This window comes from Streptomyces sp. NPDC104581, from assembly GCF_055583685.1.
Map to the genome: position 1 here is coordinate 46654 of NZ_JBVJNN010000020.1, position 22812 is coordinate 69465.

The following is a 22812-nucleotide window of genomic DNA, read 5'->3' on the forward strand; positions in this document are numbered from 1 at the left end:
CATGCCCCTGAACCACCGGCTCTCACCCGAGCACGACGAACTGCGCCGTACCGTCGAGGCGTTCGCACAGGACGTCGTCGCGCCCAAGATCGGCGACTTCTACGAGCGGCACGAGTTCCCGTACGAGATCGTGCGCGAGATGGGCCGGATGGGCCTGTTCGGCCTGCCCTTCCCGGAGGAGTACGGCGGCATGGGCGGCGACTACATGGCGCTCGGCATCGCCCTGGAGGAGCTGGCCCGTGTCGACTCCTCGGTGGCCATCACCCTCGAAGCGGGCGTCTCCCTGGGCGCGATGCCGCTGCACCTCTTCGGTACGGAGGAGCAGAAGCGGGAGTGGCTGCCGCGCCTGTGCTCGGGCGAGGTCCTCGGCGCCTTCGGCCTCACCGAGCCCGAGGCCGGATCGGACGCGGGCGGCACGCGCACCACCGCCGTCCGGGACGGCGACGAGTGGGTCATCAACGGCTCGAAGTGCTTCATCACCAACTCGGGCACGGACATCACCGGACTGGTCACGGTCACGGCCGTCACCGGCCGCAAGGAGGACAGCAGGCCGGAGATCTCCTCGATCATCGTCCCGTCCGGCACCCCCGGCTTCACGGTCGCGGCCCCGTACTCGAAGGTCGGCTGGAACGCGTCGGACACCCGTGAACTCTCCTTCTCCGACGTCCGGGTGCCGCTGGCGAACCTGGTGGGCGAAGAAGGCCGCGGGTACGCCCAGTTCCTCCGCATCCTGGACGAGGGCCGCATCGCGATCTCCGCGCTGGCCACGGGGCTGGCGCAGGGCTGCGTGGACGAGTCGGTGAAGTACGCGAAGGAGCGCCACGCCTTCGGCCGGCCGATCAGCGCGAACCAGGCCATCCAGTTCAAGATCGCCGACATGGAGACGCGGGCCCACATGGCCCGCCTCGGCTGGCGCGACGCGGCCTCCCGGCTGGTGCACGGCGAGCCCTTCAAGAAGGAGGCCGCGCTGGCGAAGCTCTACTCCTCGACGGTGGCGGTGGACAACGCCCGCGAGGCCACCCAGATCCACGGCGGCTACGGCTTCATGAACGAGTACCCGGTGGCCAGGATGTGGCGCGACTCCAAGATCCTGGAGATCGGCGAGGGCACGAGCGAGGTCCAGCGGATGCTGATCGCACGGGAGCTGGGCCTGTAAGGACCCGTCGGGACGTGGGCCGGCCGGGGGCGCGCTCCCGGCCGGCCGCGTCATGAGACGGCGCGGTCAGCGGGCTGCCCGTGCTCCAGCACGTTCACGACCCGGCCGGCCGGGTCCCGTACGAAGAAGCGGCGGACGCCCCACTCCTCGTCGCGCAGGGGGTGGACGATCTCCGCGCCGCTCGCCCGTACGACGGCGTACGCCGCGTCCACGTCGTCCACCTCCACGCTGATGTCCGGGACCACCGGCCCCGTCTCGTCCCGCGTCAGGAAGCTCACCTGGGCGGTGGGGTCGGACGGTGGGGCGAGGGTCATGATCCAGCCCAGGTTCATGACCTCCTCGAAGCCGAGCAGACCGTAGAACTCCCGGCTCCGGGCCAGCCCTTCGGGCTGCACCTGGATGTTGGGCACGACGCGGCGGATCGACATCGCTGACTCCCTGGGAGAGGTGGACCGACTCCCCCACTGTGCCCCGGACCTCGGACACCCACCCCGTACGCAAAGGTAAGAAAGGTTAGGCTAACCTACCTGAACTGCCCATCGGCCGGACCTCGGCGCGTACGAAAGCGACACCGACATGCCCAACGCCCTGCATTCGCCCCTCAGCCGCCGCGGCGTGCTCGCCGCCGGCGGCGCCGTCGGTCTCGGTGTCGCGCTCGCCGCCTGCGGAAGCGGCGACGACAAGAGTACGGACGCGGGCGGTGACGCGAAGGCGGGTCCCTGGTCCTTCAAGGACGACCGCGGCGAGACGGCGGAGGCCGGCAGCGTCCCGAAGAACATCGTCGCCTTCACCGGCACCGCCGCCGCGCTCCACGACTACGGGATCGAGGTCAAGGGCGTCTTCGGGCCGACCACCACCAAGGGCGGCGAGCCGGACATCCAGGCGGGCGACCTCGATGTCACCAAGGTCGAGATACTCGGCAACGTCTGGGGCGAGTTCAACGTCGAGAAGTACGCGGCTCTCGCCCCGGACCTGCTCGTGACCACCCAGTGGGTCGAGGGTGAACTCTGGTACGTCCCCGAGCAGTCCAAGGACAAGATCCTCAAGCTGGCTCCGAGCGTGGCGCTCCTGGCGGCCGAGACCACCGTCCCCAAGGCGATCCAGCGCCACGCGGACCTCGCCGAGTCCCTGGGCGCGGACCTCGGGGCGAAGAAGGTGACGGACGCCAAGGCGCGGTTCGAGAAGGCCGCGGGCCGGCTGCGGGCGGCGGCGAAGTCCAAGCCGGACATCAAGGTGATGATCGGCTCGGCCAGCCAGGACCTGTTCTACGTCTCCCTCGCCAAGATGTCCGCCGACACGCTCTACCTCCAGGAGCTGGGCGTGCGGTTCGTCGAGCCGAAGGTGAACGCGCAGGGCTTCTTCGAGGAGTTGAGCTGGGAGAACGTCGACAAGTACCCGGCCGACATCATCATGATGGACAACCGTTCCTCCGCCCTCCAGCCCGGGGCCCTGACGTCGAAGCCGACCTGGGCGCGGCTGCCCGCGGTCGAGGCGGGCCAGGTGGTCCCCCGGGTGACGGAGCCCATCTACTCGTACGACAAGTGCGCGCCGATCCTGGAGGATCTCGCCGACGCCATCGAGAAGGCCAGGAAGGTCGCCTGACCGTGACCAGCGCGACGCCAGGGACACCCGCGACGCCCGGCAGGCCCGCGGGCCCCGGGACGGCGGCGGCCGGCACCGCCCCGTTCCGCTTCTTCGCCCTCCAGGTCGTACGGACCCGCCGTCTCGGCCCGTCCCTGGTACGCGTCACGTTCGGCGGCGACACGAGCCCCGGCAACGCGACCGGCGGCGCGGGGCTCACGGGCTTCGCCGCCGGCGGGCGCGACCAGAGCCTGTCCCTCTTCCTGCCGAGGCCGGGGCAGCCGGCGCCCGTGGTCCCGGTGGAGGAGGGCGAGGGCTGGTGGGCGGCCTGGCGGGCGCTGCCCGAGGACGTGCGCGCGGTGATGCGCTCGTACACGGCGCGCGAACAGCGCCACGACCCCGACGAGCTGGACATCGACTTCGCCCTGCACCCCGACGGCGGACCGGCCTGCCGCTGGGCGGAGGCCGCGACGCCCGGCGACCGCGTGCTGGTCCTCGGACCGGCGGCCGCCGACAACACGGGGGTCCGCTTCCGGCCCCCGGCCGGTACGGACTCCGTGCTGATCTGGGCCGACGAGACGTCGCTGCCCGCGGCCGCCGCCGTCCTGAAGTGGCTGCCCGCCGGGACGAGGGCGCGGGTCTGGCTCGACGTGCCGTTCGCGGCCGACCGCATGGAGCTGCCGACGGAGGCGGACGCGACCGTCCACTGGCTGGCGCGCGACGAGAACGCGCCCTCGGCCCTGGAGTCGGTGCGCGCCGCCGAACTGCCCGGCGCCACACCGTACGCGTGGCTCGCGGGCGAGGCGGGGACGGTGAAGGAACTGCGGCGTCATCTCGTACGGGAGCGGCGGCTGGACCGCGGGCACGTCACGTTCGTGGGCTACTGGCGCCGGGGGCTGAGCGAGGAGCAGTTGCGGGAGGAAGCGGCGAAGACCGGGTAGGGCCGGTCCGAGTCGTGCGGATCATCCGCAGCCGAGTACGGGACGCGTACGGCCGTCGTCAGGCAGCCGCCTCGACCGCCGGAACCGGAACCGGGGCCGGGGCGGACGGCGTCACGGCGTGGCCGCCCGCGGTCAGCCACGCGGCGGTGACCGCGGCGCGGGCCCGGGCCGTCGCCGTCGGCAGATCGCCCGTCAGCCGCACCGGGGCGCCGATGTGCACGCGCAGCTCCGGGCGGCGCAGCGGCGCGCTCGCCAGGCTCGTGAACTGCCCCGGCCCGCTGCCCGACATGATGCTCCGGGCCCCCCTCTGCCCGAGAGGCACCACCGGCGCGCCGGTGGCGGCGGCGAGGCGGGCGAGGCCGCTGCGGAACGGGTGGGGAGGCGTCTCGGTGGCGGACTCGAAGTCCGGTATGCCGCCCTCGCCGTAGATGACGACGAGCCGGCCGCGCGCCAGCGCGGCGGCGGCGTCCTCCAGGCAGGCGGCGGCCCCCGGGTCGGCGCGGCGGACGGGAATGTGCCCGTCATGGGCGAGCGCGCGGCCGAGGAACGGTACGCGCCACAGCCCGGCGGCGGCCATCACGACCGGCTCCACGCCCAGCCGGTGGAGCGCGGCGAGCACGATCGCCGGGTCGCTGAGCGAGGTGTGGTTCGCGGCGACGATGCTCCCGGGCGCCAGTTCGGCGGCCCCGTCCAGCGTGACCGTGAGGCGGCCGAAGAACGGCACCAGTGCGGCGGCTGTACGGCTGAGCATGAGGGGCCTCCGGGCTCCGTGGTGGACGGGTTCATGGACCACGCGTGCGGTGGCTTCTCATGGTCGCCGGGAGCGCGGGCGGCGGCGTGAGTACGCGTACTCAACCGCGGCTCCGTCCCGGCCCGCCGCCAACCCGCCCGCCGCACGCCCGCGTTCATTCCTCGTCCGGGTAGCCCCACTCCAGATCGATCGCGGCCGACGGCACGACGCCGTGGACGGCCGCCGTGACGTCGCGCTCGAAAGTGGTGCTCCACACCCCGAAACCCCGGATGATCAACGGCCATCTGCCCGTCGTCACCTTCACCGATATCGGCTCCCGGAACTTCCGGAGCCGCACGTCCTGCTCGATCGAGTGCTCCCGCAGGACCTCCGCGAGCGCCGCCTTGACCCTCTCGGCCTGTGCGAGGGATTCGAGCTTGTCCACCCGGAGGGAGAGATGAATGTTCACAGACATGCGCCGCACCCTATCGAGACCCGGCGCCCCGTCCGGCACGCTGTCCGGGCGCCCGCGCGAGAACACAGGATCCCACACGGGCGCCCGCCTCCACGAGCGTGTTCGCTGCCGTCCGGTTCACGACCCCCGGCGCGTTCGTCCGGCGCGCGTACGGACGGCCCCGCTCACCCCTCCGGCCACGGCACCACCGGTGAGCGGTAGTAGTCGATGCCCAGCGCCGTCAGCCGCGGGCCCTGCGCCGCGAGCCGGTGCTTGTACGTGTCCCAGTCCCGCGCCGACTGCGGCGACCAGCCGATCTCCGCGACGCCCGGCAGCCTCGGGAACGCCATTTCCTCGATGTGGTCGCTGGTCGACAGGGTCTCCGACCAGAGCGGCGCCTCGACTCCCAGCACCGCGCCCGGGGCGACCCCCGCGTCGGCGAGATAGGTCGCCGGGTCCCAGTCGTAGGAGCGGTTCACCTCCACCAACCCGGCCCAGGACTGGCCCAGTTGGGTGTTCCGGTCGTACTTCATGTCCAGATAGACCCGGTCGGCGGGCGAGAGGATCAGCTCTGTGCCACCCTGCGCCGCCTCGGCGACCTGCGCGCGCTCGGCGGCGCCCGTCGCGTCGTAGCCCCAGTACTGCGCCACCGCTCCCCGCACCGGATCGGCGCCCGTGAGCTGGTGCCAGCCGACCACCTTCTTGCCGTACGTGCCCACCACCTCCTGCGTCCGCCGCATGAACTCCACATAGTCCTCGTGGCTGGTGGAGTGCGCCTCGTCGCCGCCGATGTGCAGATACCTGCCGGGCGTCAGCTCGGCCAGCTCGCGCACCACGTCGTCCACGAAGTCGTACGTGATCTCCTTGGACGCGCACAATGAGCTGAAGCCGACGGCGGTGCCGGTGTAGAGCGGCGGGGCGACACCGTCGCAGTTCAGCTCCGCGTACGAGGCGAGCGCCGCGTTCGTGTGGCCCGGCATGTCGATCTCCGGGACGACTTCGAGATGGCGGGACGTGGCGTAGCGCACCAGCTCGCGGTACTGGGCCTTGGTGTAGTACCCGCCGGGGCCGCCGCCCACCTGTGTCGAACCGCCGTGGGTGGCCAGGCGCGGCCAGGAGTCGATCGCGATGCGCCAGCCCTGGTCGTCGGAGAGGTGCAGATGCAGCGTGTTGATCTTGTAGAGGGCCAACTGGTCGATGTAGCGCTTGACTTGGTCGACGGTGAAGAAGTGCCGTGAGACGTCGAGCATCGCGCCCCGGTAGGCGTAGCGCGGCTTGTCCGTGATCGTGCCGCCCGCGATCCTCCAGGGGCCGCGCTGCCGGCTGTCGCGCTCCACGGCGGCCGGCAGGAGCTGCCGCAGGGTCTGGACGCCGTGGAAGAGCCCGGCGGGCTCGCGGGCGGTGAGGGTGACACCGTCCCGGTCCGACTCCAGCCGGTAGCCCTCGTCGCCGAGCGCGCGCTCCCGGTCGCCGGACACCAGCCGCAGCCGGATCCCGTCGTCACCGCGGGCACCGCGGGCACCGCGGCCGGGGCGGTCGTCGGTGATCCGCAGGTCGTAGCCGGTGGCGGGCCTCAGCAGCCCCGCCAGATAGGTGCCGACGCTCCGCACCTCGCGGGAGCCGTCGACCCGGATACGGGTCGAGCCGGTGAGGGAGTACGCCGTCCCGCCCGGCCGCACCGAGGCGGGCGCGGGGACGACGTCGCCGAGCGGGCGGGCGGACTCGGCGGCACCGGCCGCCGTACGCCAGCCACCACCGCCGCCACCGCCACCGCCACCGCCCACACCGCCGCCGCCCCCGTCTCCGGGGTCCGCGGCGGCGACTCCGCCGGATGCGGCCACGCAGGAGAAGAGGGCGACGGCGACGAGGAGCGGCGCGCGCAGCCGGCGGGACGCGGGCCGGCGCGCGGCGGGCGGGTGTGACGCGGAGAAGGCCCGGGACACGGGAGTTGTGGGGGATGTGGGGGATGTGGGGGACGTTCCGTGCTGTCTCACAGGCAAGGCCCCTTCAGGGAATTCAGGACTGTGGTGCGGAGCAACCGAACGACCCCATCGGAACCCGGCGCCCCGTCGGCGGTCAAGGGCGGGCCACCTCCCGGGCGTCGATGGAAGAATCGGCGCATGGCGGAAATCATCCAGACGGACGGCACCTGGACCTTCGACGGCGAGACGGTCCGCATAGTGCCCGGGAGCGGCAAGCGCGTGAGTCCGCTGCGCAAGTCACTCGGTGAAGTCGCAGTGCCGCTGCGGGCGTTGGCGGGTGTCACCTTCGAGCCGGACCGCAAGTCCGGGCGGCTCAGACTGCGGCTGCGCGACGGCGCCGACCCGCTCACGAGGGTCGCCGGGGGCAAGCTGGACGACGGCTCCGACCCGTACCTGCTGACGGTGGAGAAGGACCGCGCGGGTGTCGCCGAGTACTTCGTCGACGAGGTGCGCAACTCGCTGCTGCTCGACGAGGTCGACACGGGTCCCACCGATCGCTATCTGCTGCCCGGCCCCGCCGTGCCGATCACGATGGGCGCGGGCGACGGGACGGCGACCTTCGACGGGGAGGAGATCCGGCTGGAGTGGAACTGGAAGACCGAGGAGTCGAAGTCCTCGCGGGGCACCACCACGCTCTCGCTCGGCGACGTGGAGGGGGTGGAGTGGCGGCCGAGCGCCGGTATGGAGAACGGCTTCCTGCGCTTCCGGGTCGGCAGGGGCAATTCGCCGGCGCCCAAGCACGACCCGCACGCCGTGGAGCTGTACGGCTTCCGCAAGGACCCGCTGATGGCGCTGGTGGCCGCCGCCGTGGTCGCCCGGCTGCCGCACCCGAACGCGGGAGCCGCCGCGCCCGCCCTCCTGGCCAAGACGCCCGGGCCCGCCGACGCCGTCCCCGCGCCGGCATCCGCGACCGCTCCCGCCCCGGCGAGCGGTGACGATCACGACGCGCTGCTGCGCAGGCTGCGGGAGCTGGGTGAGCTGCACCAGGCCGGGATCCTGACGGCGGAAGAGTTCACGACCGCGAAGCAGGCCGTACTGAAGCGTCTCTGAAGACCCTTCCGGCGGAGATCATGAGCCCTCCTGCCCGATATCGGGCAGGATTCTTGCAAAGAGTCTGATTCGCCCGCAGTATCTACGGGTGCTCGAACGCCGTTCACCCTCGTCCCACGACGACCTCGTCGACCATCTGGTCCGCAGCACCGCGCTCCCGCGCGGGGAGGCTGCCCGGGTGGTCCTGGACGTCCTGGCGTACTTCGACGAGACCACCGAGGAGTTCGTCCGGCGCAGGCACCGCGAGCTCCAGGGCGGCGGCGCGCAGAACCCGGAGATCTTCGAGCGGATCGCGGCCGAGCTGCCGCACCGCGCGGTGGCGCCGCCGGAGCTGTCCCTCAGACAGCTCCGGCGCATCGTCTACGGCTGAGCACGCCGTGGGGCCGCCGGATCGGCGCCTCATGGGCACCACAGGACACTGACGCATCGACGGAGGGGCAGAGACTGATATGTGCGGGATCGTCGGTTACATCGGAAGGCGTGACGTCGCTCCACTGCTGCTGGAGGGCTTGCAGCGGCTGGAGTACCGGGGTTACGACTCCGCGGGCCTGGTCATCACCGGCAAGGCGGCCGCGGGCAAGCCCGCGGCCCTGAAGATGGTCAAGGCCAAGGGCCGCGTCCGCGAGCTGGAGTCCCGGGTGCCCAAGCGCTTCGCCGGCACCACCGGTATCGCCCACACCCGCTGGGCCACCCACGGCGCCCCGAGCGACGAGAACGCGCACCCGCACATCGACCCCGAGAACAAGGTCGCCCTCGTCCACAACGGCATCATCGACAACGCCACCGAGCTGCGCGTGAAGCTGGAGGCGGACGGTGTGGTGTTCCTCTCCGAGACCGACACCGAGGTCCTGACCCATCTGATCGCGCGCTCGCAGGCCGAGACGCTGGAGGAGAAGGTCCGCCAGTCGCTGAAGCTGGTGGAGGGCACGTACGGCATCGCCGTGCTGCACGCCGACTTCGCGGACCGCATCGTCGTCGCCCGCAACGGCTCGCCCGTCGTCCTCGGCATCGGCGAGAAGGAGATGTTCGTCGCCTCCGACGTCGCCGCGCTGGTCTCCCACACCCGCCAGGTCGTCACGCTGGACGACGGCGAGATGGCCACCATCAAGGCCGACGACTTCCGTACGTACACCACCGAGGGCTCGCGCACCTCGGCCACGCCGACCACCGTGGAGTGGGAGGCCGAGTCGTACGACATGGGCGGCCACGACACGTACATGCACAAGGAGATCTCCGAGCAGGCCGACGCCGTGGACCGGGTGCTGCGCGGCCGGATCGACGACCGGTTCTCCACCGTGCACCTGGGCGGCCTCAATCTGGACGCGCGGGAGGCGCGCGGGGTGCGGCGCATCAAGATCCTCGGCTGCGGGACCTCGTACCACGCGGGTCTCATCGGCGCCGGGCTGATCGAGTCGCTGGCGCGGATCCCGGCGGACGCCGAGCCCGCGTCCGAGTTCCGCTACCGCAACCCCGTCGTGGACCCCGACACGCTCTACATCGCCGTGTCGCAGTCGGGCGAGACGTACGACGTCCTGGCCGCCGTGCAGGAGCTCAAGCGCAAGGGCGCGCGGGTGCTCGGCGTGGTCAACGTCGTCGGCTCGGCGATCGCCCGCGAGACCGACGGCGGTGTGTACGTGCACGCGGGCCCCGAGGTCTGTGTCGTCTCCACGAAGTGCTTCACCAACACGGTGGTGTCGTTCGCGCTGCTGGCCCTGCACCTGGGCCGGATCCGCGACCTGTCGGTCGCCGACGGCAAGCGGATCATCGAGGGGCTGCGCAGGCTGCCCGCCCAGATCGAGGAGATCCTCGGGTCCGAGGCCGAGATCAAGAAGGTGGCGGAGGAGTACGCGGACGCGAAGTCGATGATGTTCATCGGCAGGGTACGCGGCTATCCGGTGGCCCTGGAGGCTTCGCTGAAGCTCAAGGAGATCTCGTACATCCACGCCGAGGCGTATCCGGCCTCCGAGCTGAAGCACGGACCGCTCGCGCTCATCGAGCCGGCGCTGCCGACGGTGGCGATCGTGCCGGACGACGACCTGCTGGAGAAGAACCGCGCGGCACTGGAGGAGATCAAGGCGCGCAGCGGCCGGATCCTGGCGGTCGCGCACCAGGAGCAGCCGAAGGCCGACCAGACGATCGTGGTGCCGAAGAACGAGACCGAGCTGGACCCGATCCTGATGGGGATTCCGCTGCAACTGCTGGCCTATCACACGGCGCTGGCGCTGGGACGGGACATCGACAAGCCGCGCAACCTCGCGAAGTCCGTGACGGTGGAGTAGCAACCCGGCGCCGCGGAGCGGTGACTGACGCCGGATCAGTACGGCTGCGGGGGACGGCGGAGGTACGGGAGGCGGGGCTACGGGATGACCACGACGGGCCGTTGGGCCCGTCGTGCCAGCCGCCCCGCCACCGTGCCGAAGATGCGTCCGACGATGCCGTGCGTGGAGCCGACCACGATCGCGTCGGCCGAGTACTCCTGGCCGACCTCTTCGAGTTCGTGGCAGATGTCGCCGCCGCGCTCGACCAGGATCCACGGCACCTCGGAGAGGTAGTCGGCGCAGGCCAGTTCGAGACCGAGGACCTCGGTGCGGTGGTCGGGGACGTCCACGAAGACGGGGGGCTCGCAGCCCGCCCAGACGGTGGTGGGCAGCCGGTTGGCGACGTGCACGATGATCAGGGCAGAGCCGAGTCTGCGGGCCATCCCGATGGCATACGCGAGGGCGCGCTCACTGGACGTCGAGCCGTCGAAGCCGACCACCACTCCGTGCCGGAAGGCGGGGTCGCAGGAGTGGCGTGTCTCTTCCACCGCTTGCAGGTCCGACGCGGGGTCGGTCAGCTGCTCGCGGTCAGCGGGTTCGGGGATTTCGTGACCGGCCATCGATGTCTCGGCGAAGAGGGTCCTTGTGTGAAGGAGCAACAATTGACGTGGCAACGGAGCTGTGTCCGGGAATCATCTTCCCAACCCCTTACCCCCAAGGGTACGGCGACACTCCTCTTCTGCCCACGCGCCGCCGCTCCATACGCGGCGTTCCAGGGAGCATGCCCGAGCCCGTGAGGGATCGCAACGCCGGATGGTCCGTACACAGGGACCTGTAAAGGGGCCCCTCCGGGGAGCCCCGACACGCCGTGCGGCGGAACGCGGGGGGCGGGCCACCCGGGGGGTGGTAGGTGACCGGACGGCCGGACGCCTCGTTGATCATGCGTCCACCGTGGTTGACGCGGTCACTCCTGTCACCACGGCCACCCTCGTCACCAGGGAGCCCACGTGTCCGTACGACCGCACCACCACGACTCCCCCTCGGGACCGGACTCCGCATCGGCCGCCCCGGCGGCGTCCACCGCGACCGCCACCGCGACGGTCACCGCGACCGCCACTCCGGCCGGCTCCGCCACCCCGGCCGCCGCCCCGGCCGCTTCGACCACCTCCGCCGACTCCGCGAGCGATGTGGTTCGCTGGGCCGCGTTCAGTTGCCTGCTCGTGCCGGTCGTGCTCGTCGTGTTCGGTACGTCGGTCGGCGGAGCGGCCGTACCGGCGCTCGGACTTGCCGCCGTGACGGCGGTCTGCCGGCTGCTGCTGCGCCGCTCGGAGAGGTCCGTCCGGGCCCGGAGCACGGCGGGTGGCGCCAGGGCCTCGGGAGCGCGTCGGGGCGCGCGGGCAAATGACTGAAGTGCGCCGGGTGATTGGTGCTTCCTGGCCCGTGCACCCGTAAGTTTTCAGCCAACTTCACCCCTGCGACCGATCCTTGGTGAAATGGCCTGTCAACCCCCTTGCCACCAGGGCAGAGAGGTCCTTTCCGGCCGCGAACGGCCTACGGGGACGGGCCATGCGCGTGAGGCGCACTTCCCTGTGGGCCGCCTGAGTGGAACGCTTCGTGATCGAATGCTTCGCGCCACGTTGCCTTGTCGACATAGCGCTGGATAGCGAACTTGTCACGCCGGCACCACGGGACACAGTAGATTCGATCATGAGTATCGAAGACCGGGGTCCCGTGCAAAACCGAGGGGAATCGTGCAGGAGCGAAAGACCCGACACGAACGGGGAGACGAGAACACCGAGGGGGGCTTAGCGCCATGAGCCAGGACTCCATTGTCGCACCGGAGTCAGCACGAAAGCTTTCCGGCCGCCGCCGCCGAGAAGTCGTCGCAGTGCTGCTGTTCAGTGGTGGGCCCATCTTCGAGAGCTCCATCCCGCTCTCCGTGTTCGGCATCGACCGCCAGGATGCCGGGGTCCCGCGGTACCGGCTGCTCGTGTGCGGTGGGGAGGAAGGTCCGCTGCGCACCACCGGCGGCCTCGAACTCACCACGCCGTACGGCCTGGAGGCGATCGGCAGGGCGGGCACGGTGGTCGTCCCGGCCTGGCGGTCGATCACCTCGCCGCCGCCGCCCGAGGCGCTCGACGCTCTGCGCCGCGCGCACGAGGAGGGCGCCCGGATCGTCGGACTGTGCACCGGCGCGTTCGTACTCGCCGCGGCCGGTCTGCTGGACGGCCGCCCGGCGACCACGCACTGGATGTACGCGCCGACGCTCGCCAAGCGGTATCCGTCCGTCCACGTCGATCCGCGCGAGTTGTTCGTGGACGACGGCGACGTGCTCACCTCCGCCGGCACGGCGGCCGGAATCGATCTGTGTCTGCACATAGTGCGTACGGATCACGGGACGGAGGCGGCCGGGGCACTGGCGCGCAGGCTCGTCGTCCCACCGCGGCGCAGTGGCGGTCAGGAGCGCTATCTCGACAGGTCTTTACCAGAGGAGATCGGCTCCGACCCGCTCGCCGAGGTCGTGGCCTGGGCGCTGGAGCATCTGCACGAGCAGTTCGACGTGGAGACTCTGGCCGCCCGCGCCTATATGAGCCGCAGGACGTTCGACCGCCGTTTCCGTTCGCTCACCGGCAGCGCGCCGCTCCAGTGGCTGATCACGCAGCGCGTGCTCCAGGCGCAGCGGCTGCTGGAGACCTCCGACTACTCGGTGGACGAGGTCGCGGGCCGCTGCGGCTTCCGCTCGCCGGTGGCGCTGCGCGGGCATTTCCGGCGTCAGCTGGGCTCGTCCCCCGCCGCGTACCGGGCCGCTTACCGGGCCCGCCGTCCGCACGGGGACCAGCTCGCTCCGGCGGCGATGGAACACGTGCCGGCGCAGCCGTCCCCGCATGCCCGGCGGACGGCGGCGGCCACCGCGCCGTCCGGTTCCGCGACGGCCTCGTCGACGGTGCCGGAGCCGGTCAAGTCCTATTCGGAGGCGTTCGCCGCCGGTCAGGGCCGCCCGAGCCTGCCCGGTCAGAGGAGCGCACCGTAGGGTAAGGCGCATGAACGATCGAATGGTGTGGATCGACTGCGAGATGACCGGGCTCTCGCTGACGGACGACGCACTCATCGAGGTGGCCGCGCTGGTCACCGACTCGGAGCTGAACGTGCTCGGCGAGGGGGTCGACATCGTCGTGCGTCCCCCGGACGCGGCGCTGGAGACGATGCCCGAGGTGGTGCGGCAGATGCACACCGCCTCGGGCCTCCTCGACGAGCTGGCCGGCGGCACCACCCTGGCCGAGGCCGAGGAGCGGGTGCTGGCGTACGTGCGTGAGCACGTCAAGGAGCCCGGCAAGGCGCCGCTGTGCGGCAACACGGTCGGCACCGACCGCGGCTTCCTGCTGCGGGACATGCCGGAGCTGGAGGGCTACCTCCACTACCGGATCGTCGACGTCTCGTCGGTCAAGGAGCTGGCGCGCCGCTGGTACCCGCGCGCCTACTTCAACAGCCCGGAGAAGAGCGGCAACCACCGGGCGCTGGCGGACATCCGTGAGTCCATCGCGGAGCTGCGCTACTACCGTGAGGCGGTCTTCGTGCCGCAGCCCGGCCCGGACTCCGACACGGCGAAGGCGATCGCGGCCAAGCACGTGCTGTGAGCCGGTGGACCAGCCGCCGGGCCCACCGGGGGCGGTCCGCCGGCCCGCCGTAACTCGGGCGCGAGCACCCTCGCGGACCCTGTACACTTTTTCTCGGCCGGTCGGGTACGGAATCGACCGGGCGTGGTGGGTATAGCTCAGCTGGTAGAGCACCTGGTTGTGGTCCAGGATGTCGCGGGTTCAAGTCCCGTTACTCACCCTGACGAGGCAAGGGCCGGTTCGCGCGAGCGGACCGGCCTTCGCCGTCCCGCCACCCGGCCCCTTGACACCTCCCGTGCGAGCGGGGACGCTCGACCGGAAATGGGAGCGCTCCCAAACCCCGTCCGGGGCCGGCCCGTGGAGAGGACGTCATGCGCACACCCTTCCGTACGTCCCGGCGGCGGCCGGCGGGCTTCGGGCGCCGCCGGGACCCCGACCAGTCGGTGATCACGGCCCTGCGCCGCTCGGTACGCTGCCGCTGCCCCCGGCCTTCGTGATCTTCGGCAGGCAGATCGCCGGTGGCATCATGACAGGCGCGGTCCAGGGCCGACCGCGCGTCTTCCTCGACCCGGAGCGCAGCCATGTCCCTCAGTTTCCCGTCCGACTTCATATGGGGCACCGCCACCGCCGCCTACCAGATCGAGGGCGGCGCGCGGGAGATCGGCCGCACCCCGTCGATCTGGGACACGTTCAGCCACACACCCGGCAAGGTCGAGAACGGCGACACGGGTGACACCGCGGCCGACCACATCCACCGCCGGGCCGAGGACGTGCGCCTCATGGCGGCCCTCGGGGTGAACGCGTACCGCTTCTCGGTCTCCTGGTCGCGGGTCCAGCCCATCGGGCGCGGCCCCGCCGTACAGCGCGGGCTCGACTTCTACCGCAAGCTCGTCGACGACCTGCTGGAGCGCGGCATACGGCCCGTCCTCACCCTCTACCACTGGGACCTGCCGCACGATCTGGAGACCGCGGGCGGCTGGCCGGTGCGGGAGACGGCGTTCCGGTTCGCGGAGTACGCGCGGATCCTCGGGGACGCGCTCGGCGACCGGGTCGACCGGTGGGTGACCCTCAACGAGCCCTGGTGCAGCGCGTTCCTGGGATACGCCTCCGGGGTCCACGCGCCCGGCCGTACGGATCCGGTGCTCGCGCTGCGGGCCGCGCACCATCTCAACCTCGGCCACGGGCTCGCCGCGCAGGCGCTGCGGACCGTGCTGCCGAGACGGGCGCAGATCACCGTCTGCCACAACACGGCGGCGGTGCGGGCCCGTTCGCAGTCGCCGGAGGACCTGGACGCGCGGCGCCGAATCGACGCGCTGGCGAACCGGATCTTCACCGGGCCGATGCTGTCGGGCGCCTACCCCGAGGACTTGTTCAAGGACACCGCCAGGATCACCGACTGGTCGTTCGTGCGATCGGACGACGCGGTGACGATCCATCAGCCGCTGGACTGGCTGGGCGTCAACTACTACACACCGCATCTGGTCTCGGCCAGGGCGGACACCGGCGCGGACGCGTCCCGGCGCGGCGGTCACGGTCTCGCGCGGGGCACGGGCGAGAGGTCCCCCTGGCCGGGCGCCGACTCGGTGACGTTCCATCAGCCACCGGGCGAGGTCACCGAGATGGGCTGGTCGGTCGATCCGACGGGGCTGTACGACGTGCTGATGCGCTACACCCGTGAGGCGCCCGGCGTACCGCTGGTGATCACCGAGAACGGCGCGGCGTACGCCGACGAGCCGGACGCGGACGGCGCGGTACACGATCCCGACCGCATCCGCTTCCTGCACGGGCATCTGTCGGCGGCGCACCGCGCGATGGCCGACGGGGCGGATGTACGCGGCTACTTCCTCTGGTCGCTGCTGGACAACTTCGAGTGGGAGCGGGGGTACGGGAAGCGGTTCGGGGCGGTGCACGTGGACTACGGGACGCAGGCGCGCACCCCGAAGTCCAGCGCCCGGTGGTACGCCCGGCTGACGGGGACGGGCGTCCTGCCGGACCCGCCCGGGTAGGCCCGGCCCCCGGAGACCGGCCGGGGCGGTCTCCGGAGGCCGGCTGCGGGGCGCGCCCCGGCCGGGTGGGGGGTGGAAGTGGCCGGCCGGGACGCGCGGGGTGGCGACCGGTGGGGGACGGCAGCCGTGCGGTTCGTACGGTCTCGTGGCAGCACGCTAGCCGCCCCGATCCTGACAAGTGACCCATAAAGGACGGGCATTGCCGTTCTTGAGGCCCCCTTAAGGAACCGTTGGGAGCGGATTAATGGTCCGCCGGCCGCAGGCCGCTCCCCCGCCGCCGCAGCCGGTGGCCGCGGCGCTCCCCCGTGGACCGCGGCGAGCGCCCGCCGCCGAGCCCGATCCAGATCCGCACCTCCGTGCCGCCGAGCACGGAGCGCCCGATCCGTACGTCCCCGCCGGTCGACTCGGCGACCCTGCGCACGATGTCGAGCCCGAGTCCCGTGGAGCCCTCGCGGGCCCCGCTGTTGCCGCGTACGAGCGCCGCCTCGGGGTCCGCGATCCCCGGCCCCGCGTCCGAGACGAGGACGATGACGGCGTCGTCGGCGTGGTGGACGTCGACGGCGAACGCGGTGCCCTCCGGAGTGTGCCGGAAGACGTTGCCGAGCAACGCGTCGAGGGCGGCGGCCAGTTCGGGCCGGGCGACCGGGATGCGTGCCGGGCGGCCGACCCCCGCCAGCCGTACCTTCCGCCCCTCGTCCTCGGCCAGCGCCGACCAGAAGTCCATGCGCTCGCGGATGACTTCGGAGACGTCGCAGCCCACGCCGGGGGTCGTGGCGCGGGTCTGCGGCTTGGCCTTGCGGGCGGTACGGATGATGGTGTCGACCTCGCGTTCGAGCTGCGCGACGGCCGCCCGCGTCTGGTCGGCGGCCGGACTCTCGCCCAGCGACGCGGCGTTGAGGCGCAGCACGGTGAGCGGTGTGCGCAGGCGGTGCGAGAGGTCGGCGGCCAGTTCCCTCTCGTTGGAGAGAAGCTGGACCACCTGGTCGGCCATCGAGTTGAAGGCGATCGCCGCGGACCGCAGCTCCGTGGGGCCCTTCTCGGGGACCCGGGCGCCGAGTCTGCCCTCGCCGAGGTCGTGGGCGGCGCCCGCGAGCCGCTGGGCGGGCCGCACCATCCGTACACCGAGCCGGTCGGCCACGGCGACGGATCCCACGACCAGGGCGACGCCGACGCCGGCGAGCACCAGCCAGGCGGTGGCGACACCGTTGGAGACCTCGTCCTCGGGGACGAACACCTCGATGATGGCGATCTTGCCGGTGGAGATCGCGATCGGCTGGAGCAGCGCGGATCCGCCGCTGACCTCGGCGATCGAGGCCCGGCCCAGCCGTTCGGTGGCGCGCAGGTCCTTCTGTGCCGCGCGGCGGGTGCCGATCTCCATGGAGAGGCCGCCCGGTTCGCCGGAGGCCGGTACATGGACGGCGAGGTGTCCGGTGTCGCCGATGGAGCTGGAGCGGACGGCCCACTCCAGCTGTTCGCGGCCCTGTGCGATGGAGAGGACGGGGCCGAGGGTCGCGGCCTGCCGTTCGGCGTTGGAGAAGGCCCGGTCCTTGGCCATCTCCTTGATGACGAGACCGAGCGGGACGGCGAAGGCGAGCACGACCATCACGGTCACCGCCAGCGAGACCCTGACCAGCGCCCATCTCATGACGAGGGCCGGGGGACGCCGGGGCCGGCCACCGGCGCACCGGGGGCCGGCGGCTCCAGCTTCACGCCGACGCCGCGCAGTGTGTGCAGATAGCGGGGCCGGGCCGCCGTCTCTCCCAGCTTCCGGCGCAGCCAGGACAGATGGACGTCGATGGTCTGGTCGTCGCCGTACGACTGCTGCCACACCTCGGCCAGCAGTTCCTTGCGCGCGACGACCACACCGGGGCGGCCGGCCAGGAAGGCGAGCAGGTCGAACTCACGCCGGGTCAGATCCAGCCGTGCGCCGTCGAGTTCGGCCTGACGGCGCAGCGGGTCGATGGCGAGGCCGCCGACGCGGATGACGCGCGGGGGCGGGTCGCCGGCGACGGCCCGCGAGCGGCGCAGCACGGCGGCCATCCGGGCGGACAGGTGTTCCACGGAGAAGGGTTTGGTGAGGTAGTCGTCGGCGCCGTCGTTCAACAGCCGTACGATCTCGGCCTCGTCGTCCCGTGCGGTGGCGATGATCACCGGTACGTCGGTGATCCCGCGCAGCATCTTCAGCGCCTCGGATCCGTCGAGATCGGGGAGTCCGAGGTCGAGGACGACCACGTCGAAATGGAAATGGGCGACCTCGCGCAGGGCCTCCAGGGCCGTACCGACGCTCCGCACGGTGTGGGACGCCTCGGTCAAGTGCCTGATGAGGGCGGAGCGTACGAACTGGTCGTCCTCGACCACGAGCACACTTGGCATGGGCGGCACCGTACGCCATTCGGGGGAGCCGGGGCCTGTCGTTCGGGGAAGGCGGACGGGACGGGCGCCGGGGGCCGGACGCGGGGACAGACCTGGGGCGGGTGGTGCAGTATGGCCCCGATGCGCAGAGGACTCGTACATGCCATGGCGTGGACGCTCGCGACCGGGGCGGCGGTCACGCTGTCCTGGTGGGGCGTGCACACGGTCGTCGTGGGCACGGTGTACGACAGGCCCCGGGCGCTTCCGATCACCGGGGACGGCGCGGAGACGCCGGGCGCCCGGCCGCGGTCCTCATCGACGCACCGCCCGCCGAGCCCGCCGCCCTCGCCCTCCCCGGAGGCCCCGGGACCGACCGGGACCCCGGAGTCCGCCCGGACGCCGGACGGCGGGGCGTCGTCGGCCCCTCCGGCGAAGACCGCCGGGAAGGACCGGCCGGCGGATCCGGGCACGGGGTCCGGCACGCCGGGGAACGTCAGGAGCTATCCGGTCGACGGGGGACGGGTCGTCTTCGATCTCGACAGCGACTCGGCGGAGTTGGTCTCGGCGACGCCGGAGGCCGGCTGGCGGATGCAGGTCTGGAAGCAGGACTTCTGGATCCGGGTGACGTTCACCCGCGACGACCGGGAGATCTCCGTCTTCTGCACCTGGCACGATTCCGCGCCGCGGGTGCAGATCGACGAGCGTACGGCCTGACCGGCCCCGGGCCGCCCCGCGATCCCCGGGGGGAGCGGCCCGTTCAGTCGAACGTGCCCGGCGGCGGTACGGGTGACGGTTTGGCGTTCGCGTCGGTGACCACCGCGGCGCCGCCCGTGAACTCCCTGAGCGGCCGCCCGTGTTCCACCCGCCCCGGATGTGGATCACCCGCGACCCTGCGCGTCAGCTCCGCGACCGGCAACTCCCGGTCGGACGCGAGGAGTACGGCGTTCCCGAAGCGCCGGCCGCGCAGGACGGCCGGGTCGGCGGCGAGCGCCAGTTCCGGGAAGACGGTGGCCGCCGTGGCGATCTGGGAACGCAGATGCGCGAGCGGGGGCCCGTCGGCCAGGTTGGCCGCGTACCCGCCGCCGGGCACCAGCACGCGCCGTACGTCGGTGAGGAATTCGGCACTGGTGAGATGCGCCGGGGTACGGGCCCCGTCGAAGACGTCCGTGATCACCAGGTCCGCCCAGCCGTCGGGCACCTTGGCGAGCCCGGCGCGCGCGTCGGCGGAGCGGACCCTGATCCGGGCGCCCGGGTCCAACGGCAGCTCCCTGCGGACCAGTTGGACCAGGCGCGCGTCCAGCTCCACGATCTGCTGTGTGGACCGGGGACGGGTGGCCGCGACGTAACGGGCGAGGGTGAAGGCGCCGCCGCCGAGGTGCACGACGTGCAGCGGGCGGCCCGCGGGTGCGACGAGGTCGGCGACATGGCCGAGTCTGCGCTGATAGGGGAAGGAGAGGTGCGCCGGGTCGTCGAGGTCGACGTGGGACTGCGGGGCGCCGTCGATCAGCAGCGTCCGGGCACGGGGACGCTCGCGGTCGGGCACCAGCTCGGCGAGGCCGCCGTCGACCGGCTCGGTGGCGGCCTCGTCGCCGGGGCCCGCGCTTCGTCCACGTCGCCTGTTCTTCGCCACCGGTCCATTGTCACCCGGCGGCGGAGGGCGCCGGCCGGGGTGACGGCCGCCGCCCTCGGTCGCCGGCGTGGTCCCGGTCGCTACCGGTGGCCGTCGGCCGCCTCGATCAGCCGGGCCGCCTCACCGAGCGCCTCCCGGAGCACGTCCGGGTCCGTGACCTCACCGGTGCCGGCGTCGGGCGGCAGCAGCCAGGCACCGCCCGTGACGGGCGGCTCGGCGGGCACGCGCAGCCCCCGGCCGGCCGTCTCCGTGCACGCGCTGCCGGGCATGTCCCAGCCCGCCGCCGTGCCGGGCGGCACCAGGAAGCCGAGGTTGTCGCAGTTGCCGTCGAGGACCACGGGGCCGACCGCCGGGGTCTCCCCCGCCCCGCGGCGCAGGATGTCGACGGCCTCCAGCCCCTGCCGGGCCGGGACGGTCACCAGGTCGCAGGGCACGCCGTGGCTCCCGTCGGAAGCACTTGCCGGCGATTCGCTCGCCTCGGCCGAGGGTGCGCGCCGAGCAGTCACCCATGAGCTGTCACTGGCCTTCATACCGACCTCCGACTTCAACAAGGGAAACCTCGTCGTCGAGTGGAGACACGTTGTGCGTCCCCGCATGGTTCAACGCGCGGGGACGTCAACGGGAACGGTGGGAGTCCGCCGCAAAGGATGGCAGTTCATGGCGGATCGTGGGTGAGATATCCGGTTTGTAGCCAAACCCCGGGTAGCCAACTGGTCACAACCGGTACCTTCTTGGACGCCGGACCGCCGGAACGCCGGTGCCACGGCCACGAGGTGCACCGGCACACAGGACCAACGTGTCCCAGGAGAGGTCCCGGCCATGGCGTCGACCCCGGCAGTTCCCAACACCGCCTTCCGCCGGATGCGCGGCGGCCGCTCGCCGGGGGAGTTCGCCGCGGCCGTACGCAGGGCCGCCCGGGAGATAGGTGAACAGGTCGCGTGCGACGCACGTTATATCGGGAGGGTGGAGGCCGGCGAGATCCGCTGTCCCAACTACGCGTACGAGCGCGTATTCCTCCATATGTTCCCCGGCCTCACCCTGGCCGATCTGGGCTTCTCGCCGCGCGACACCGTGCGCGGCAGGGCGTCCAGAACCAGGGCCGACGTCCGTACGGCGCCGGCCCCCCTCCCGAACCCGACCCCGGTGTGCGGCGACGCCGGTGACACCAGCGAGGAGAGCGACGTGCTACGTCGCGCATTCATGAGGAACGGCACCGCGACGACGGCGGCGGCCGCTCTCGGTCTCGACATCGGCGGTGTGCCCGCCGCCGCTGCCGGGACCGGCCCCCGGCGACTGGGCGAGGCGGAGGCCGGCGCCCTGGAGGAGGCGGTACGGCGGATCCGGCTGCTGGACGACCGGCACGGCGCCGACGGGCTGTACCGGCGGGCGGCGGAGCCCCTGCGGACCGCGTACGCGCTGCTCGACGCGGGCACGGCCACCCGTGGCGCGACGGCCGGCCGGCTGCACGCGAGCGCGGGCGAACTGGCGATCTCGGTGGGCTGGCTGGCCCACGACTCAAGCCGGTTCGACGACGCGCGCTCGCACTACGCGGAGGCGCTGGCGACCGCACGGGTCGCCGGTGATCCGGGACTTGAGGCACACGCGTTCTGCAACACCTCGTTCCTGGCGAGGGACGCGGGGCGGCACCGGGAGGCGGTGCGCGCGGCGCAGGCCGGCCGGCGCGCGGCGGCGGAACTCCCCTCACCGCGGCTTCAGTCGCTCCTCGCGCTGCGCGAGGCGGGCGGCTGGGCCGGACTGGGGGACCGCGCGGCCTGCGAGCAGTCCCTCGGGCAGGCGCACACCTACTTCGACCGCGGCCCGTCGGACGACGACCCCGAGTGGATGTCTTTCTTCGGCGAGCCCGAACTCGAAGTGCTGGAGGCGCAGTGCCGGGCGGCGCTGGGCGACTGGCGGACGGCGGCCCGGCACGCGTACCGGGCCACGGTCCTCCTGGATCCGCACTTCACCCGCAATCTCGCGCTCTACCGGGTGGAGTTGGCCTCGAACCTGGCGCGCGCGGGCCTCCTCGACGAGGCCGCGGCGGCCGGGCACAGAGTGCTGAATCTGATGGGCGAGGTCCAGTCGTCGCGTATCCAGGGCATGCTCGCGGGCATGGTCCGGGTACTGCTGCCCAAGCAGCGCACGGCGGAGGTGGGCGGTTTCCTGGAGCGCCACGCCTCCACGGCGGCGACGGCGCGCACGGCCTGACGCCGGGCCCGTCCGGCGGCGTCGGGGGACAGCCGGAGCTCAGCCCGCCAGGTGCCCCGTGTCGTTCCAGACGCCGATCGCCGGGGCACCGTACGCCCAGTCCAGGACCGACAGTGACGTCGGCGCCAGCCGGATCCGGGAGGCGAAGGACACGTCCTCCCCCAGCCACCGCGCGCCGATCGCGCGCAGGATGTGGCCGTGCGCGAAGACCAGTGCGTCACGGTCGGCCGAGCGCGCCCACGCCACGACCTCGTCGGCGCGGGCGGAGACCCCGGCCAGGGTCTCGCCGTCGGGGACACCGTCGCGCCAGATGAACCAGCCCGGCCGCACCGCCTGGATCTCGGCCGGGGTCATGCCCTCGTACGCGCCGTAGTCGAACTCCATCAGCGCGTCCCACTCGCGCGCCCGGCCGCCGAACCCGGCGAGTTCGCACGTGTCGCTCGCGCGCAGCAGCGGGCTGGTGCGGATCTCCGCGCCGGCCAGGCCGGACCACGGCTCCCGGTGGAGCCGCTCCCCCAGCAGCTTGGCGCCGCGTCTGCCCTCGTCGAGCAGCGGGACATCCGTCCGCCCGGTGTGCCTGCCGGACAGCGACCACGCCGTCTGGCCGTGCCGGGCGAGGAGGAGGCGCGGTGCCATGGGAGCTCTCCCTGAGGTTCACGACAAGTGCCCTCCCATCATCCCGCACCTGAACGGAGGGCAACCTCCGGGACGATCTCGGCGTCCCCATGGGCAGCCCACGGTGGGGCCGCGGTGGTTCCGTCACCGCACCGGGGTCGTAGGGGGACCCCTCGCACGGGTGCGATCGCCTACACCGTACGGTTGAACGTCGGCGGAAGGCCGCGTAAACACA

The 22812-nt window shown here is 72.3% G+C and carries 22 protein-coding genes, 1 tRNA gene and 1 pseudogene; 14 read left to right on the forward strand and 10 right to left on the reverse strand.

Annotation, left to right across the window (positions count from 1 at the left end):
- The first annotated feature begins 1 nt into the window (after position 1).
- The gene (locus tag ACZ61E_RS18200; protein ID WP_469700626.1) at positions 2–1156 is read left to right on the forward strand and encodes an acyl-CoA dehydrogenase family protein; all 1155 of its coding nucleotides are present in this window, start codon (positions 2–4) and stop codon (positions 1154–1156) included.
- Between the two features lie 50 nt (positions 1157–1206).
- On the opposite strand, the gene ACZ61E_RS18205 is transcribed toward ACZ61E_RS18200, so the two are convergent.
- Positions 1207–1584, reverse strand: a complete 378-nt coding sequence (locus ACZ61E_RS18205; RefSeq protein WP_469700627.1) for a VOC family protein — start codon at positions 1582–1584, stop codon at positions 1207–1209.
- Positions 1585–1732: 148 nt separating this feature from the next.
- Here ACZ61E_RS18205 and ACZ61E_RS18210 point away from each other — a divergent pair, with 148 nt between their 5' ends.
- Positions 1733–2758 carry an ABC transporter substrate-binding protein gene (locus tag ACZ61E_RS18210; protein ID WP_469700628.1) on the forward strand — a complete coding sequence of 342 codons (1026 nt, stop codon included), beginning with the start codon at positions 1733–1735 and terminating at the stop codon, positions 2756–2758.
- Positions 2759–2760: 2 nt separating this feature from the next.
- Entirely contained in the window at positions 2761–3678 is a 918-nt protein-coding gene (locus tag ACZ61E_RS18215) for a siderophore-interacting protein (RefSeq protein WP_469700629.1), read from the forward strand.
- A gap of 58 nt (positions 3679–3736) precedes the next feature.
- Here ACZ61E_RS18215 and ACZ61E_RS18220 read toward each other — a convergent pair whose 3' ends face one another.
- From ACZ61E_RS18220 to ACZ61E_RS18230, 3 genes are all read right to left on the reverse strand, one after another.
- Positions 3737–4429, reverse strand: coding sequence for a lysophospholipid acyltransferase family protein (locus ACZ61E_RS18220; protein WP_469700630.1), 693 nt, complete (start codon positions 4427–4429; stop codon positions 3737–3739).
- Positions 4430–4583: 154 nt separating this feature from the next.
- A complete protein-coding gene (locus ACZ61E_RS18225) occupies positions 4584–4883 on the reverse strand; it encodes a hypothetical protein (protein ID WP_469700631.1) in 300 nt (99 codons plus the stop codon).
- Between the two features lie 164 nt (positions 4884–5047).
- On the reverse strand, positions 5048–6805 hold the full coding sequence (locus tag ACZ61E_RS18230; RefSeq protein WP_469700632.1) for a beta-N-acetylhexosaminidase: 1758 nt from the start codon (positions 6803–6805) through the stop codon (positions 5048–5050).
- A gap of 177 nt (positions 6806–6982) precedes the next feature.
- Here ACZ61E_RS18230 and ACZ61E_RS18235 point away from each other — a divergent pair, with 177 nt between their 5' ends.
- From ACZ61E_RS18235 to glmS, 3 genes are all read left to right on the forward strand, one after another.
- Positions 6983–7894, forward strand: a complete 912-nt coding sequence (locus ACZ61E_RS18235) for a DUF4429 domain-containing protein (RefSeq protein ID WP_469700633.1) — start codon at positions 6983–6985, stop codon at positions 7892–7894.
- Positions 7895–7982: 88 nt separating this feature from the next.
- Positions 7983–8264 carry a hypothetical protein gene (locus ACZ61E_RS18240; RefSeq protein ID WP_078077226.1) on the forward strand — a complete coding sequence of 94 codons (282 nt, stop codon included), beginning with the start codon at positions 7983–7985 and terminating at the stop codon, positions 8262–8264.
- Positions 8265–8343: 79 nt separating this feature from the next.
- Positions 8344–10173 carry a glutamine--fructose-6-phosphate transaminase (isomerizing) gene (gene glmS, locus ACZ61E_RS18245; RefSeq protein ID WP_469700634.1) on the forward strand — a complete coding sequence of 610 codons (1830 nt, stop codon included), beginning with the start codon at positions 8344–8346 and terminating at the stop codon, positions 10171–10173.
- A 77-nt stretch (positions 10174–10250) separates the two neighbouring features.
- On the opposite strand, the gene ACZ61E_RS18250 is transcribed toward glmS, so the two are convergent.
- Positions 10251–10772, reverse strand: coding sequence for a universal stress protein (locus ACZ61E_RS18250; RefSeq protein WP_469700635.1), 522 nt, complete (start codon positions 10770–10772; stop codon positions 10251–10253).
- A gap of 387 nt (positions 10773–11159) precedes the next feature.
- Here ACZ61E_RS18250 and ACZ61E_RS18255 point away from each other — a divergent pair, with 387 nt between their 5' ends.
- The 6 genes and pseudogenes from ACZ61E_RS18255 to ACZ61E_RS18280 all read left to right on the forward strand — a co-directional run bounded on the left by ACZ61E_RS18255 (position 11160) and on the right by ACZ61E_RS18280 (position 15772).
- Entirely contained in the window at positions 11160–11561 is a 402-nt protein-coding gene (locus ACZ61E_RS18255; protein ID WP_469700636.1) for a hypothetical protein, read from the forward strand.
- A 404-nt stretch (positions 11562–11965) separates the two neighbouring features.
- Complete coding sequence (locus tag ACZ61E_RS18260) at positions 11966–13183, forward strand: GlxA family transcriptional regulator (protein WP_469700637.1); 1218 nt, start codon at positions 11966–11968, stop codon at positions 13181–13183.
- Positions 13184–13193: 10 nt separating this feature from the next.
- The gene (orn, locus tag ACZ61E_RS18265) at positions 13194–13787 is read left to right on the forward strand and encodes an oligoribonuclease (protein WP_469700638.1); all 594 of its coding nucleotides are present in this window, start codon (positions 13194–13196) and stop codon (positions 13785–13787) included.
- 126 nt (positions 13788–13913) lie between these two features.
- Positions 13914–13986, forward strand: a tRNA-His gene (locus ACZ61E_RS18270).
- A gap of 190 nt (positions 13987–14176) precedes the next feature.
- A pseudogene (locus ACZ61E_RS18275) lies at positions 14177–14313 on the forward strand (carbohydrate ABC transporter permease); the annotation flags it as partial.
- 34 nt (positions 14314–14347) lie between these two features.
- The gene (locus ACZ61E_RS18280; RefSeq protein WP_469700639.1) at positions 14348–15772 is read left to right on the forward strand and encodes a glycoside hydrolase family 1 protein; all 1425 of its coding nucleotides are present in this window, start codon (positions 14348–14350) and stop codon (positions 15770–15772) included.
- Between the two features lie 241 nt (positions 15773–16013).
- Here ACZ61E_RS18280 and ACZ61E_RS18285 read toward each other — a convergent pair whose 3' ends face one another.
- Both ACZ61E_RS18285 and ACZ61E_RS18290 read right to left on the reverse strand, forming a co-directional pair.
- The gene (locus ACZ61E_RS18285) at positions 16014–17417 is read right to left on the reverse strand and encodes a sensor histidine kinase (RefSeq protein ID WP_469700640.1); all 1404 of its coding nucleotides are present in this window, start codon (positions 17415–17417) and stop codon (positions 16014–16016) included.
- The gene (locus ACZ61E_RS18290) at positions 17414–18145 is read right to left on the reverse strand and encodes a response regulator transcription factor (protein WP_469700641.1); all 732 of its coding nucleotides are present in this window, start codon (positions 18143–18145) and stop codon (positions 17414–17416) included. The genes ACZ61E_RS18285 and ACZ61E_RS18290 overlap by 4 nt, the downstream gene beginning before the upstream one ends.
- A 111-nt stretch (positions 18146–18256) precedes the next feature.
- Between ACZ61E_RS18290 and ACZ61E_RS18295 the strand changes: the two genes are divergently transcribed.
- Positions 18257–18838 carry a hypothetical protein gene (locus ACZ61E_RS18295; RefSeq protein ID WP_469700642.1) on the forward strand — a complete coding sequence of 194 codons (582 nt, stop codon included), beginning with the start codon at positions 18257–18259 and terminating at the stop codon, positions 18836–18838.
- Positions 18839–18881: 43 nt separating this feature from the next.
- Here ACZ61E_RS18295 and ACZ61E_RS18300 read toward each other — a convergent pair whose 3' ends face one another.
- Together ACZ61E_RS18300 and ACZ61E_RS18305 are read right to left on the reverse strand one after the other, a co-directional pair.
- Positions 18882–19754: a spermidine synthase gene (locus ACZ61E_RS18300; protein ID WP_469700643.1), complete on the reverse strand. Its 873-nt coding sequence runs from the start codon at positions 19752–19754 to the stop codon at positions 18882–18884.
- A gap of 80 nt (positions 19755–19834) precedes the next feature.
- Positions 19835–20284, reverse strand: a complete 450-nt coding sequence (locus ACZ61E_RS18305) for a hypothetical protein (RefSeq protein WP_469700644.1) — start codon at positions 20282–20284, stop codon at positions 19835–19837.
- Between the two features lie 289 nt (positions 20285–20573).
- Between ACZ61E_RS18305 and ACZ61E_RS18310 the strand changes: the two genes are divergently transcribed.
- Positions 20574–21962: a tetratricopeptide repeat protein gene (locus ACZ61E_RS18310; RefSeq protein ID WP_469700645.1), complete on the forward strand. Its 1389-nt coding sequence runs from the start codon at positions 20574–20576 to the stop codon at positions 21960–21962.
- Positions 21963–22001: 39 nt separating this feature from the next.
- Here the strand turns inward: ACZ61E_RS18310 and ACZ61E_RS18315 are convergent, their stop codons facing one another.
- Positions 22002–22598: a histidine phosphatase family protein gene (locus ACZ61E_RS18315; RefSeq protein ID WP_469700646.1), complete on the reverse strand. Its 597-nt coding sequence runs from the start codon at positions 22596–22598 to the stop codon at positions 22002–22004.
- Between the last annotated feature and the right edge of the window lie 214 nt (positions 22599–22812).

Bases quoted from the DNA above. Each gene is read 5' to 3' on its own strand.
- ACZ61E_RS18200 (WP_469700626.1), top strand. From the start codon at position 2: ATGCCCCTGAACCACCGGCTCTCACCCGAGCACGACGAACTGCGCCGT.
- ACZ61E_RS18205 (WP_469700627.1), bottom strand. From the start codon at position 1,584: ATGTCGATCCGCCGCGTCGTGCCCAACATCCAGGTGCAGCCCGAAGGG.
- ACZ61E_RS18210 (WP_469700628.1), top strand. From the start codon at position 1,733: ATGCCCAACGCCCTGCATTCGCCCCTCAGCCGCCGCGGCGTGCTCGCC.
- ACZ61E_RS18220 (WP_469700630.1), bottom strand. From the start codon at position 4,429: ATGCTCAGCCGTACAGCCGCCGCACTGGTGCCGTTCTTCGGCCGCCTC.
- ACZ61E_RS18225 (WP_469700631.1), bottom strand. From the start codon at position 4,883: ATGTCTGTGAACATTCATCTCTCCCTCCGGGTGGACAAGCTCGAATCC.
- ACZ61E_RS18235 (WP_469700633.1), top strand. From the start codon at position 6,983: ATGGCGGAAATCATCCAGACGGACGGCACCTGGACCTTCGACGGCGAG.
- glmS (WP_469700634.1), top strand. From the start codon at position 8,344: ATGTGCGGGATCGTCGGTTACATCGGAAGGCGTGACGTCGCTCCACTG.
- ACZ61E_RS18250 (WP_469700635.1), bottom strand. From the start codon at position 10,772: ATGGCCGGTCACGAAATCCCCGAACCCGCTGACCGCGAGCAGCTGACC.
- ACZ61E_RS18260 (WP_469700637.1), top strand. From the start codon at position 11,966: ATGAGCCAGGACTCCATTGTCGCACCGGAGTCAGCACGAAAGCTTTCC.
- orn (WP_469700638.1), top strand. From the start codon at position 13,194: ATGAACGATCGAATGGTGTGGATCGACTGCGAGATGACCGGGCTCTCG.
- ACZ61E_RS18280 (WP_469700639.1), top strand. From the start codon at position 14,348: ATGTCCCTCAGTTTCCCGTCCGACTTCATATGGGGCACCGCCACCGCC.
- ACZ61E_RS18285 (WP_469700640.1), bottom strand. From the start codon at position 17,417: ATGAGATGGGCGCTGGTCAGGGTCTCGCTGGCGGTGACCGTGATGGTC.
- ACZ61E_RS18290 (WP_469700641.1), bottom strand. From the start codon at position 18,145: ATGCCAAGTGTGCTCGTGGTCGAGGACGACCAGTTCGTACGCTCCGCC.
- ACZ61E_RS18295 (WP_469700642.1), top strand. From the start codon at position 18,257: ATGGCCCCGATGCGCAGAGGACTCGTACATGCCATGGCGTGGACGCTC.
- ACZ61E_RS18305 (WP_469700644.1), bottom strand. From the start codon at position 20,284: ATGAAGGCCAGTGACAGCTCATGGGTGACTGCTCGGCGCGCACCCTCG.
- ACZ61E_RS18310 (WP_469700645.1), top strand. From the start codon at position 20,574: ATGGCGTCGACCCCGGCAGTTCCCAACACCGCCTTCCGCCGGATGCGC.
- ACZ61E_RS18315 (WP_469700646.1), bottom strand. From the start codon at position 22,598: ATGGCACCGCGCCTCCTCCTCGCCCGGCACGGCCAGACGGCGTGGTCG.